At 68.0% G+C, this 12,307-nt stretch carries 13 protein-coding genes and 1 riboswitch; of the genes, 4 read left to right on the top strand and 9 right to left on the bottom strand.

All coding sequences use genetic code 11. From position 1 onward, the window contains the following. Positions 1 to 3 precede the first annotated feature (3 nt). A riboswitch (cobalamin riboswitch) is annotated at positions 4 to 215 on the bottom strand. Positions 216 to 251: 36 nt separating this feature from the next. Continuing rightward, a complete protein-coding gene (cobO, locus tag V7Q39_RS04040; RefSeq protein WP_333815173.1) occupies positions 252 to 884 on the top strand; it encodes a cob(I)yrinic acid a,c-diamide adenosyltransferase in 633 nt (210 codons plus the stop codon). Positions 885 to 983: 99 nt separating this feature from the next. Then, positions 984 to 1,127, top strand: coding sequence for a hypothetical protein (locus V7Q39_RS04035; protein WP_333815172.1), 144 nt, complete (start codon positions 984 to 986; stop codon positions 1,125 to 1,127). 31 nt (positions 1,128 to 1,158) lie between these two features. On the opposite strand, the gene V7Q39_RS04030 is transcribed toward V7Q39_RS04035, so the two are convergent. From V7Q39_RS04030 to V7Q39_RS04015, 4 genes are all read right to left on the bottom strand, one after another. After that, positions 1,159 to 1,731, bottom strand: a complete 573-nt coding sequence (locus tag V7Q39_RS04030) for an RBBP9/YdeN family alpha/beta hydrolase (protein ID WP_333815171.1) — start codon at positions 1,729 to 1,731, stop codon at positions 1,159 to 1,161. 258 nt (positions 1,732 to 1,989) lie between these two features. Next, positions 1,990 to 2,727 (bottom strand): SDR family NAD(P)-dependent oxidoreductase, encoded by a 738-nt coding sequence (locus V7Q39_RS04025; RefSeq protein ID WP_333815170.1) that lies wholly within the window; start codon positions 2,725 to 2,727, stop codon positions 1,990 to 1,992. After that, positions 2,727 to 3,485, bottom strand: a complete 759-nt coding sequence (locus V7Q39_RS04020; RefSeq protein WP_333815168.1) for a DUF1365 domain-containing protein — start codon at positions 3,483 to 3,485, stop codon at positions 2,727 to 2,729. Before V7Q39_RS04020 ends, V7Q39_RS04025 begins: the two co-directional genes overlap by 1 nt. Continuing rightward, on the bottom strand, positions 3,485 to 4,780 hold the full coding sequence (locus tag V7Q39_RS04015) for an NAD(P)/FAD-dependent oxidoreductase (RefSeq protein WP_333815166.1): 1,296 nt from the start codon (positions 4,778 to 4,780) through the stop codon (positions 3,485 to 3,487). Before V7Q39_RS04015 ends, V7Q39_RS04020 begins: the two co-directional genes overlap by 1 nt. Positions 4,781 to 5,028: 248 nt before the next feature. Here V7Q39_RS04015 and V7Q39_RS04010 point away from each other — a divergent pair, with 248 nt between their 5' ends. Next, entirely contained in the window at positions 5,029 to 5,574 is a 546-nt protein-coding gene (locus V7Q39_RS04010; RefSeq protein ID WP_333815164.1) for a sigma-70 family RNA polymerase sigma factor, read from the top strand. Between the two features lie 16 nt (positions 5,575 to 5,590). Continuing rightward, positions 5,591 to 6,232 (top strand): ChrR family anti-sigma-E factor, encoded by a 642-nt coding sequence (locus V7Q39_RS04005; RefSeq protein ID WP_333815162.1) that lies wholly within the window; start codon positions 5,591 to 5,593, stop codon positions 6,230 to 6,232. Positions 6,233 to 6,336: 104 nt separating this feature from the next. On the opposite strand, the gene V7Q39_RS04000 is transcribed toward V7Q39_RS04005, so the two are convergent. The 5 genes from V7Q39_RS04000 to V7Q39_RS03980 all read right to left on the bottom strand — a co-directional run. Then, on the bottom strand, positions 6,337 to 6,867 hold the full coding sequence (locus tag V7Q39_RS04000; RefSeq protein ID WP_333815160.1) for a HutD/Ves family protein: 531 nt from the start codon (positions 6,865 to 6,867) through the stop codon (positions 6,337 to 6,339). 246 nt (positions 6,868 to 7,113) lie between these two features. Beyond that, entirely contained in the window at positions 7,114 to 8,550 is a 1,437-nt protein-coding gene (locus tag V7Q39_RS03995) for a pyridoxal phosphate-dependent decarboxylase family protein (protein WP_333815158.1), read from the bottom strand. Between the two features lie 58 nt (positions 8,551 to 8,608). Further along, the gene (locus V7Q39_RS03990) at positions 8,609 to 9,769 is read right to left on the bottom strand and encodes a DNA recombination protein RmuC (protein ID WP_333815156.1); all 1,161 of its coding nucleotides are present in this window, start codon (positions 9,767 to 9,769) and stop codon (positions 8,609 to 8,611) included. After that, entirely contained in the window at positions 9,766 to 11,586 is a 1,821-nt protein-coding gene (gene mutL / locus V7Q39_RS03985; RefSeq protein WP_333815154.1) for a DNA mismatch repair endonuclease MutL, read from the bottom strand. Before mutL ends, V7Q39_RS03990 begins: the two co-directional genes overlap by 4 nt. Positions 11,587 to 11,695: 109 nt before the next feature. Further along, positions 11,696 to 12,307: saccharopine dehydrogenase family protein (locus V7Q39_RS03980; protein ID WP_333815152.1), on the bottom strand; the 612-nt coding region annotated here is incomplete at its 5' end.

Genomic DNA, 12,307 nt, shown 5'->3' with positions numbered 1-12,307 from the left:
CCGGTTCATCCTCTTGCGCGGGCAGGTCTCCCGGCTTGCGGATACTGGACGCCGAAAGTCTGGGCCCACCGGCCCCCGCCTTCCCGACCCTGCGGTCAGTGGCCTTGGGACCTCTCCGGTCACGGTCGCGGGGGCGGCTGCCTGCAGGGATTTCCACCCCTGTCGCATTCCCTCTTCGCCTGTCATAAACAGGAACCAGCGCCCGCCCACCTGAGGCAAGCACCCCCCCGTTGTCAAGGACACGACCGACCATGACCGAGACTGTTGCGACACCCGAGACCGACGATCTGGCCCGCCACGCCCATAAGATGGCGAAGAAGAAGGCCGCGCGGGACAAGATCATGGCGGGGAAGGAGGGTGAGAAGGGGTTGATCATCGTCCACACCGGGGCGGGCAAGGGGAAGTCGTCCAGCGGCTTCGGGATGATCCTGCGCTCGATCGCCCATGGGATGCCCTGCGCGGTGGTGCAGTTCATCAAGGGGGCCTGGGATACCGGTGAGCGGCGGCTGATCACCGGGCATTTCAGCGACCTCTGCCAGTTCTATTCGATGGGCGAGGGCTTCACCTGGGAGACGCAGGACAAGACCCGCGACATCGCTGCCGCAAGGGCGGGGTGGGAGAAGGCGAAGGAGCTGATCCGGAACCCGGAGATCAGGATGGTGTTGTTGGACGAGATCAACATCGCGCTGCGGTACGACTATCTGGATCTGGGTGAGGTGCTGGACTTCCTGAAGGCCGAGAAGCCGCCCCTGACCCATGTCGTCCTGACCGGGCGGAATGCGAAGGAAGAGCTGATCGAGGCCGCCGATCTGGTGACGGAGATGACCTTGGTCAAGCATCCGTTCCGGTCCGGCATCAAGGGCCAGCCGGGGGTGGAGTTCTAGGGGCTGCCCGCGCGCGGGCAGCTTTCTGGTCTAAACGGAATCAAGGGCTTGCCTGCGGACGTTAACGCTTTGGCAAGGATTGCAACGGGAGGGAAGAGGATGCGGAAAACGGGTCTGGCGATGCTGGCGGCGGTTCTGGCGATGACTGTCGCGGGATGCGCGCCGCTGCTGGTGGGCGGCGCGGCGGCCGTGGTGGCCGACGAGGTGGTCGAGCAGGACAAGGGCGGCGACGGGCTGTTCTGACGGAGAGTCGGGCTGAAGCCCGACCTACAGGTCATGCGCGACTTGAAAGCGTCGCGAGGAAGGCGCCGAGGTGGATGAGGCCCACGGGCCAGAGTCCCAGGTTGGCCGCATTGCCCATATGGCCGGACGGACCCATGTCGACCAGTGTAGCCCTCCAGCCGGCGGCGAAGAGCTGGGCGCGGTCGAAGGCAACATAGGGGTCGTTGCGGCTGGCCAGGACCATCGCGGGGAACGGCAGGGGCTCCAACACCATCGGGGCGAAACCGCTGTCCGCGGCCTCGGGCCAGATGTCGGCGGGGCCGCGGTCGGAAGGGGCGACCATGAAGGCGCCCGCGATGCGCGAGGTATCCTCCGTCCGCGCCCAATGCATGATAAGCGAGGTCCCGAGGCTGTGGGCGATCAGCACGACGGGCCGCCGGGCGCGGGCGACATGGTCGTCAAGCCGCGCCGCCCAGGGGCCGAACTTCGGCGAGACCCAGTCGTCCTGCTGGACCCGCGTCATGTTGGGAAGCGCCGCCTGCCAATGGCTTTGCCAATGCTCCGGCCCGGCATTGTCGCGGCAGGGCAGAAGCAGGAAGTCGAAGGACTGCAGGAGGTCTGGCATCTTGGTGGCAACCCGTGGGCATCGGCGCGGGAAAGTGTAGGCCGGAACGGCCGACGGACGAAAGGTCCGGGGAGGCGCGGGTTGTTCGTCCTGACTGCCGTGGGAGCCCCCGCCCCTACCCCTTCCCACGAGGGGGAGGGAGGCCTTTTGGAAAGGGCTGGTCTTGAAGCGGCAAGAGGGTGTTTCGCCCGGGTCCGCCGGGACTGGCGATGATCCCGACGGCGGGCGGCGCTTGAGCATTTTCGCCAAGAGGAAGGGCTATTTTGGTGGAAACATCCGGTAATAGAGCCAGTCGGGCATGAACTGGCTGCCCCGGAAGAGCCATGAGAAGAGCGTCGGGAAGCTGGTCTTGAAGCCGCCCCGGGCCATGTGGCGGAACAGAATTTCGGCGGTGGCTTCGGGCTCCAGAATGAAGGGCATCGCGAAGTCGTTCTTCTCGGTCAGCCGGGTGCGGATGAAGCCGGGATTGGCGAGTTGCACGGTGACGCCGGTCTTGCGCAGATCGGCGTAAAGCGATTCGGCCAGCACCATGGTTCCGGCCTTCGATGCGGCGTAGCCGATCGCGCCGGGCAAGCCGCGGAAGCCGGAGAGCGAGCCGGTGATGACGATATGGCCCCGGTTGCGGGCGACCATGGGCGGAAGCGCCACCCCGAGAGTGCGGACGAGGCCGGTGAAGTTGATGTCGGCCATGGCCTCGGCGGCCTTCGCGTCCCAGTCCTGCGCGCGCATCGGCTGGTAGACGGCGGCGAGGAAGACCATGCCGTCGAGGTTCGGCAGCTGCGTGGCGGCGGCGGTGACGCTGTCGGTGGAGGAAACATCCAGCGGCAGGATGGTGGCGGGGCCGGGCAGGCTGGCGGCGGCTTGCTTTAGCGCCTCGGCCCTGCGGGCGGAGAGCACGAGGTGGACCCCGGCGGCGCTGAGCTTCCGGGCGAGCGCGAGACCCAGGCCCTCGGACGCGCCGACCAGCCAGTAGGTCTTGCCGCGGAAGTCCCTCATCACGAGACGTCTTCGGCGGGGGGCGCCGGGCGATGGTTGAACCCGACCCGCTTCAGCCAGAGCTTCAGCGCCTGCCAGTGGATCAGCGCCAGCACGCGACGCGAGCCGAAGGGGCGGCGGAGGGTGCTGGCGAGGATGCCCCGGTTGGTGAGGGGCAGGCAGGGGCCGATCAGGTTGGTGAAAAGCCCGCCTCCCGGCGTGGTGTAGTCGATCCAGATGCCGATCCTGCCGGGCCGGAGGTCGAAGCGGAAGTCGTAGGTTCCGGCGACCGGCTGGAAGGGCGAGACGTGGAAGATCTTCTGCGCGCGGATGGTGTCCTCACGGGTGATGGGCGCGCGGTCGGGGCGGTGGCAGAGATAGGAATGGCGGTCCCCGTAGGTGTTCGTCACCTCGGCGATGACGGCGCGGAGTTGGCCTGTGGCATCATGCGCCAGCCAGAAGCTGACCGGGTTGAAGACATGGCCCAGAAGGCGCGGCTGGGCGAGGAGGCGCAGGCGGTCGGCGGGAAGCTGGTGGTCGGCCAGCACCTCGCGCGCCCAGTCCGCGCCACGCCCCTGCCCCGGCGGGCCGCCGTGGTCGGCGTCCTGCAGCGACATGAGGTTGCGGCGGTTGCGGGAGAAGAGGGCGGGGCCTTCCGCCTGATCGGGGTCGAGCAGCAGGTAGTCCACCGAATAGCGGAAGGCGTTCCGGACTGCGCCCTTGCGGCCGTGAAAGGTTTCCGCCGGGATGCGCTGAACGGTGGGATCAAGGCCGGGCATCACGCCACCAGCCGCAGGGATTGGCGTTCCGCCATGGCGTCGACAACCTCCACCGCCGAGGCGAAGCCGTCCTCGTGGAAGCCGTTCCGCATCCAGGCACCGCAAAACCAGGTATTGCGGGAGCCGTTCATCGCCCGGAGCCGGTCCTGCGCGGCGAAGGCGGCCACATCGAAGACCGGGTGGTGGAAGGTGGTGAGGTCGTGGATCAACTCATCGCGGATCGGCCGCGTGGAGTTGAGCGTGACGAAAAGCGGGTCGTCCTGCGGGATCGGTTGCAGCGAGTTCATCCAGTAGGTCAGGTCGATCCGGTCGCCGGGACCGGAGGCGGGCTCGACATAGGACCAGGAGGACCAGACCTTGCGCGACCGCGGCATGAGCGCGGGGTCGGCGTGCAGCACGGCTTCGTTGGGCTGGAAGCGGATCGCCGACAAGGCTGAGGTTTCGGCGGGGGTGGCGTCGGGCAGAAGGCGCAGGGTGATGTCGGAATGGGTGGCGAAGACGACGTCGTCGAAAAGCTCGGGTTCGCAGCCATGGGCGCGGAGGAAGACCGACCCGGCCTCGCGCCGGACCGAGGCGACGGGGGTGGCGGTGCGGATATCCACCCCCTGCGCGGCCATCGCGGCTTGCAGTCGGCGGACATATTCGACGGAGCCGCCCTTCACGGTGAACCACTGGTGCTGGCCAGTGATGTCCATCAGCGCGTGGTTGCGGAAGAAGCGGACCAGCGCCTGCGCCGGGAAGTCGAGAATGCCGGCGGTGGGGGTGGACCAGATCGCGCCGGAAAAGGGGGTGATGTAATGGTCGCGGAACCAGGGGCCGGTGCCGAGGCGGGAAAGCAGGTCGGCGATGGTCATGGTGGGGTCGCTGGCCAGGGCCTCGGCGTTGCGGTTGAAGTGGAGGATGTCGGAAAGCATCCGCAGGAAGCGGGGCGAGAAGGCGTTCCGCCGCTGGGCGAAGAGCGTGTCGATGGAAGCGAGGCCGTATTCCATCGCCCCGCCGCGGATCGAGGCGCCGAAGGACATGGCGCTGGTCGTGACGGGGACATTCAGCCGGTCGAAGAGCCGGGTGAGGTGCGGGTAATTCACCCGGTTGAAGACGATGAAGCCGGTATCGACCGGCTGGTCGCGGCGTTTCCCCGCGAGGACGGTGCGGGCATGGCCGCCAAGGCGGGGTTCGGCTTCGTAGACGACGACGGAATGTCGCTCGGCCAAGAGATGCGCGGCGGCCATGCCGGAGATGCCGCCGCCGATGACGGCGATGCGGCGGGGGGCGGGGCCGAGGTTCTCGAAGGGCATGTCAGGTTCCCGTGCTGGACTTTCACGCATTACGCGCCGGGGGGCCTGGCGGATCAGTTCTGGCGCATCGGCAGAGATACGGGCGGAGGGGTGGGAAAGTTTCGGGGCAGGTGATCCGGTCCGGTCTTGCCCGCGTAACGAATGCCATGATGCTAGATGCCAGCAGAGCCGCTATGACGGAGGAAGCCGGGCCGTTCCTGTGGATGGCGCCCGCGAAGGTCGGAGCGCGGCGGAAAAGGAAAGCACCGTTGGCGAAGGCGGACAACGAGACGGATTGGGCGGGCCTTCTGGCGAAGGTGCGCGATGACCGGGACCGGGCGGCCTTTGCGGCCTTGTTCCGGCATTTCGCGCCGCGGGTGAAGGCTTTCCTGATGAAGTCGGGCGCGGGGGCGGCCTTGGCCGAGGAATGCGCGCAGGATGTGATGGCTGTGCTGTGGCAGAAGGCGCATCTCTTCGACCCCGGGCGGGCCAGCGTGGCAACCTGGGTCTACACCATCGCCCGCAACCGGCGGATCGACGTGCTGCGAAAGGCCCGCCGGGCCGAGCCGGAAGAGCTGGACTGGGGGCCGGAGCCCGCGCCCGACCAGGCCGAGGCGCTGGCGGCGCAGGAAGAGACGGAGCGGCTGGTCCGCGCGCTGGGGGCGCTGCCCACCCCGCAACGGACATTGATCGAGCGCGCCTTCTACGGCGACCTCTCGCACAGCGAGATCGCGGCCGAGACGGGGCTGCCGCTGGGGACGATCAAATCACGGATACGGCTGGCGCTGGAGAAGCTGCGCCGCCAGATGGGTTGAGGGACCGAGGACGCGAATGACGATACGCCACCATCTTTCGGACCAGCTGCTGATGGCCTATGCGGCCGGTCAGCTGCCCGAAGCCTTCAGCCTGGTCGTGGCCACGCATCTGTCGCTCTGCGACGACTGCCGGGCGCAAGCGGGGTCCTTCGACGCGGTGGGGGGCGCGCTTCTGGAAGAGGCCGGGGAGACGGCGATGGGCGAGGATGCCCTGGCGCAGACTCTGGCGCGGATCGAGGGCCTGCCGCAGGGAAGGTCCGGAGCGCCGAAACCGGCGGGCATCTTTCCCGCGCCGCTGGCCGCGTATGTGGGCGGCGGCCCCGATGCGGTGCGCTGGCGGCGGGTGGGCGGGGGCGTCAGACAGGCGATCCTCTCCACTGGTGGGAGCGCGACGGCGCGGCTGCTGTATATCCCGGCGGGGAGGGCCGTGCCCGACCACGGCCATCAAGGGATGGAGCTGACGCTGGTCCTGCAAGGCGCCTTCGCCGATGAGGATCAGAGCTTTGCCCGCGGCGACGTGGAGATTTCGGATGAGACCGTCGAGCATACGCCGACGGTTCTTGCCGGACAGGATTGCATCTGCCTTGCGGCGACCGATGCTCCGCTGCGGTTCCGGGGGCTGATCCCGCGGCTGGCACAGCCTTTCCTGCGGATTTGAGAAGCGTCGGACCGACTGGCGGGTGCGCTTGGTCGGTTGGTCGCAGCCCAAGAATTTTCTAGAAAATTCTCGGATTTATCTATCCATGGCGTAGTCCCGCCTGTCTATTCCTCGAAATACCGGACCACGATTGCGCGACCCTCGCCGGTCAGGCTTGCCGGTCCGCTGGTCAGGATCAGATCATCCGGGGCCATGGACTGATCGTTCACCCGGCACGGGCCGAGAGCGTAGAACGCCAGTCGTCCCTCTCCATCGAACCTGTCGTTCTGCGCCACGACCACTTCGGGGCGGGGCAGATGGCGGGCGGTCATCACGTTGAAATCGTCGCTTTGACGACCGCCGGTTTCGCTGGCCATGACCTGCACATCGCCGGGGAAGGCGACCGAGACCAGCGGGTCGCAGCGGAGATCCAGGCCCGGCCCGCTCAACCTGAAGCCGGGACCGGAGAGGACGGTCAGGTTCCGCTCGATGCCGGGGAAGAGCGAGAAGGGGCCGTCCTCGACCACGCTGGCCCGCGACAGTCGGAGGAGCGTGGCGCCGCTGGCGGGGTCGCGGAGGTGCAGCAATTCGACAGTCGTGCCGCGCCCGTTCTTCCACGGCTGGCGGATATAGTCCTTGGCGGTGAGATGGATCATGGGTGTCCTATGGCTCGGCGGCCCCTGAAAAGCCGGCAGCCGCGACGGTGATGTTCCGCGATCTGGGCGAGCGGGACAAGGTGGGCATCCGGCGCGATCCTGTGCGATTGGGAGGGGAACCGTGAGAATCTCGATGCCGACGGCGAAGTCCTCTGCCCCCCTCCCGGGCTTGACCCGGGACCTCGTGTTCAACGGGTGCGGCGCTTGGGGGAAGGAGGACAACTTGTGGGAAAACGAGGTCCCGGGTCAAGCCCGGGACGGGGATCGTTCCCGCAGCGCGGCAAGCAACTCCTCCACCAGCAGGTCGATATCGGCCCGGTCGGTGGCGTGGTTGCTGATCGAACAGCGGATGATCTTGCGCCCGCGCCAGAGCCCGTGACTGGGGTAGACGCGGCCTCTGGTCTGGATGCGGTCCAGCACCCTTTGCGTCGTGGCATCGTCGGCGCAGGCCAGCGCGACCTGATTGCTGACGACCTCGTTCAACACGGTGATCCCCGGCTCACGCGCAAGCCGGTCGGCCAGATACCGGGCGAGCGCACAATGGCGGGCGATCATGTCGCGCACCCCTGACGCGCCGAGGTGGCGCAGGATGGCATAGCTTGGCACCCCGCGGGCGCGGCGGCTGAGTTCCAGAGTGGAATCGCTCGGCTCCCAGGTCTTGCCGGGCTCTGGCAGATAGGCGCCGCGCGCGGTCATCGCGTCTACCAGCGCCGCCCGGTCGCGGGTGATGGAAAGGCCCGCGTCATAGGGGGCGTTCAGCCATTTGTGCAGGTCGACCGCCCAGCTGTCGGCGGCCTCCACCCCTTTCAGCCGGTCACGCAGGCCGGGGACGGCGTGGAGCCAAAGGCCGAACGCGCCGTCGACATGCGCCCAGCCGTGGTGGCGGTGGATCACAGGGATGGCTTCGGCAAAAGGGTCGGAAGCGCCGGTGTTGATCTGTCCTGCCTGCAAGACGACGAGCGGCGGGTTGGGGCAAGCGGTCAGCGCCCGCTCCAGCGCATCCAGCCGGATGCGGCCCTGATCGTCGGTCTCCAGCCGGATCGCACGACCCGGGCCGAACCCGGCATAGCGCAGCGCGGCGACGGGCGCGGAATGGGCGTCGGCATTGATCAGCACCGGGATTTCCGGCGCGCCGAAGAGGCCCCGCTCGCCCGCATCCCAGCCCTGCCGGGCGAGGAGGGCATCGCGCGCTGCCATGATCCCTTGAGTGTTGGCCAGAGTCGCGCCGGTGACGATACCGACGCCGCAGTCGGCAGGCAGGCCGAGAAGATCGAGGCACCAGCGGCACACGGTTTGCTCGATCACCGCGACGGCGGGGCTTTCCCAGGAGGAGGCGGCATTCTGGCCCCAGGACGAGACCAGGAAATCCGCCGCCGTGCCGACCGGCATCGACCCGCCGATGACATAGCCGAAGAAGCGCGGCGAGGGATGGGGATGGATGCCGTCGGCGGCGTCCCGCACCAGCGCTTCGATGACGGAGGCGGCTGGTTCGCCCGTCTCGGGCAGCGGGCCGTCGAAGCGGCCGACCAGATCGGCCGGGCGCAGCTTGGGGCGGGCCGCGCCACCGTCAACGCCGTCGCGAAAGGCGATGGCATGGTGCGCCGCGGCCTGCATCGCCTGCCGTCCGTCGGGATCGAAGGCAGTACGCTCTTGGGCAAGGAACGGATCGTGCTGGGTGGTCATGGCCGGGTCCTCCTCCGCCATGCAGACCAGCTTGCGCCTTTCCGGCGGATCGGTCGAGTCACTCTGCCGCGGTCGGGCCGATGACCTTTGGCGCCGCGTCCGGGGCCAGTTCCTCGAAGTCGAAATTGTCCAGCCGCCGGGCGCGCTTGGTGGCCTTTTCGGAGGAAATCTTGATCTCCTCGATATCCTTCGCCGCCTGGCCGAAGTGGCGGTCGAGGTTTTCCACCCGCGCGCCGAGGCGTTCGACATCGGTGTAGAGAAGCGACAGCTCCTTGCGGATCGCCCCGGCCTGTTCGCGCATCCTTGCGTCCTTCAGCACGGCGCGCATGGTGTTCAGCGTCGCCATGCAGGTGGTGGGCGAGACGATCCAGACCTTCGCGGCGAAGCCTTCGCGCACGAGGTCGGGGAAATTGGCGTGAAGCTCGGCATAGACCGCTTCCGAGGGCAGGAACATCAGCGCGCCATCCGCCGTTTCGCCTTCGACGATGTAGCGCTCGGCGATGGCGCGGATATGGCTGCGGACGGCGGCGCGCATCTGCTGCGCGGCCTCTTGCGCGAGGCGGGGGGTGTCGGCGCGGCGCAGGGCCTCGTAGGCTTCCAGCGGGAACTTGGCGTCGATCACGATGGGGCCGGGGGGATTGGGCAGGTGGATCAGGCAATCGGCCCGCCGGTCGTTCGAGAGCTTGGCCTGCATCGTATAGGCGTCCTTCGGCAGGGCCTTCTGCACGATGTCGTTGAGCTGGATTTCCCCGAAGGCCCCGCGCGTCTGCTTGTTCGACAGGATGTCCTGGAGGGAGAGGACATTGCCCGACAGCTTCTCGATATTGGCCTGCGCCTTGTCGATGGTTTCCAGCCGCTGCTGGAGTTCCCCCAGGCTGCGGGCGGTTCTTGTGGAGGTGCCGTGCAGCGCCTCGGTCATCTGGCGCTGCACCTCGGCGAGGCGTTGCTCCATCACCTGAAGCATCGCGGTCTGGCTGACGGCCTGCGTTTCGGAGACATGGTGCAGGCCGCCCGCCAGCCGTTCCTGCCCGTCGTTCAGCGTCTGGACGCGGGAGGCGAGCCACGACACCTCGCGCAGCAGCGGCTCGGCGGTGGAGGAGGCGCGGGCGGCGGCGCGGAGGATGAGGATCAGGAAGCCGAGCAGGACCAGCGCAGCCCCGCCGAGGAGGAGCATCTCCGGCGCGTTCCAGGCGTAGGTCTGGCCGAAAAGCGTGATCATCGGCGGCCGAACAGGCGTTCGATGTCGTGGAGGCTGAGTTCCACATAGGTCGGCCGCCCGTGGTTGCACTGGCCGGACAAGGGCGTCGCCTCCATCTCGCGCAGGAGGGCGTTCATTTCCTCGGGGCGCATCTGGCGGCCGGAGCGGACGGAGCCGTGGCAGGCCATGCGGGAGAGGATGGCGTCGATCCTCGCCTGCACCAGTTGGCTGTCGCCGGCGTCGGCGAGTTCGTCGAGGATGTCGCGGAGAAGCGCTTCGCCGTTGACCGGGCCGAGGATCGCCGGGGTCTCGCGGATGGCGATGGCGCTGCCGCCGAAGGGTTCGAGGGCAAGGCCGATCCGGGCCAGCGCGGGGGCGGCGTCGAGGAGGCGGGCGGCGTCGGTGGGGGAAAGGTCCACGATTTCCGGGATGAGCAGCGCCTGCGCGCGGATGCCGGTTTCGGCCATCTGGCGTTTCAGACGTTCGTAGACCAGGCGTTCGTGCGCGGCGTGCTGGTCGACGATGACGATGCCGGTGGCGGTCTGGGCGACGATCCAGTTCTCGTGCAACTGCGCCCGGGCGGCGCCCAAGGGGAACTGCGGGTCTTCTTCGGTTTCGACCGGGGCGAAGGCCGGGGCCATCGGCGCCTCGGCAAAGCCCGGCGCGGGCGACTGGAAGGCGAAGGCGCGGGACAGCGCGGGCTGGCTGGGGCGGTCCATCTGGTAGACACGGGCCGGTTCGGGCCGGAAGGCCTGCAAGGTCGCCGCGCTGACGGTGGAGGAGGCGCGGTGGCCTGCGCCGGTCAGCGCCGATTTCAGCGCGGTGATGATCAGGCTGCGCGCGGCGTCGGGCTCGCGGAAGCGGACCTCGGCCTTGGCCGGGTGCACGTTCACGTCCACCCGCTGCGGGTCGGCGATCAGGTTCAGGACAGCGGCGGGGTGCCGGTCTCGGCTGAGAACGTCGAAATAGGCCGCCCGCAGCGCGCCGTAGAGCATCCGGTCCAGCACCGGGCGGCCGTTGACGAAGAGGTACTGCTGCGCCGACGAGCCGCGGGAATAGGTCGGCAGCGCGGCATAGCCTTGCAGGCGCAGCCCCTCGCGTTCGGCGTCGATCCGCAGGGCGTTGTCGGTGAAGTCGCGCCCGATGACGGTGGCCAGCCGGGATTGCAGCGCGTCGAACAGGTCTCCGCTTTGCGGATCGGCCCGGAACAGCACCCGCGCCTCACCCCCCGAAACGTCACGCAGGGTGAAGCCCACCTGCGGCTCGGCCATCGCCAGGCGGCGGATGACTTCCGTCACTGCCTGCATCTCGGCGCGGTCGGAGCGGAGGAACTTCAGCCGGGCCGGGGTGGCGAAGAACAGATCGCGCAACTCGACCACCGTGCCGCGGGTCAGGGCAGCGGGGCGGATGGGGGTAATCCGGCTGCCCTCGCAACCGATCTGCGCGGCTTCGCCCTCGGCGCGGGAGGTGATCGTCAACCGGCCCACGGCGCCGAGCGAGGGCAAAGCCTCGCCCCGGAAACCGAAGCTGCGGATGTCGAGAAGGTCCGATCCGTCGATCTTCGAGGTGGCATGCCGCGAGAGGGCCAGCGGCAGGTCTTCAGCCGTCATGCCGCAGCCGTCATCCGTCACCCGGATCAGCGTCTTGCCGCCATCGGCGATGTCGATCTGGATGCGGGCGGCGCCCGCGTCCAGCGCGTTCTCCACCAGTTCCTTCACCGCCGAGGCCGGGCGTTCCACAACCTCGCCGGCAGCGATGCGGTTGATCGCGGCCTCGTCCAGTTGCCGGATCACCGGGCGGCCTTGCGCGCCCGTTATCTTGGGGGTGTGAAGCGTCATGCCCCCATCTGTAGCAGGCGCATCCGAGTCGGGGAAGAACGAAACGGGACTGCCCCGGCCCGGAATGTGCTGAACCGGATGGCGGTCAGGCCCTTCGTCCCGAGACCGCTCAGGCGTGGCGGCTGCGGTGGCCGACGGAGTAGTAATTGCCGGTCCGCGTCTTCAGATAGGGCTCCAGCGGGATCGACTCCTGCTTCAGGAAACCCTGCTGCGGCAGGTGGCCGCCGCGCACCATCTCGATCACGCCCACCACCGAGGCCGAGGTCGTCCAGGCAATCGCGGTGCGCATCTTGCCGCCGATCTCGATCGGGTAATAGGAGCGGACGAACTCCTTGCGGCGCAGCTGGCCGCCCTGCCAGCCTTCGGCGGCGAGATGGACATAGACCACATCCTCATCGACCGGGGGCTTGGCATTGGTCAGGATCCGCCCGGCCTCGGCTCGGTTCTCGCGCATCAGAAGCTCGTGGAAGAAGAAATTCATCAGCTTCACATGGCCCGGATAACGCATCGTCTTGTAATCCAGGTTCTCGATCCGGTCGGCATAGGTTTCGCACATCGTCCCCAGACCGCCCGAGGTGGTGAAAGCCTCAAGCTGCATGCCGTCGATATAGATCGTCTCCAGCCATTCCATCGCCGAGACCGATTTCAGCACGCCTTCCTCGATCACTTCGCAGTCGTTGAGGTATTCGTTGACCACGCCTTCCGGCGACCAGTTGAAGGC

The sequence above is a fragment of the Tabrizicola sp. genome (assembly GCF_036781545.1).
In the GTDB taxonomy this organism is placed as follows: Bacteria; Pseudomonadota; Alphaproteobacteria; order Rhodobacterales; family Rhodobacteraceae; genus Tabrizicola.
This window is presented reverse-complemented; position numbering and strand designations above follow the sequence as displayed.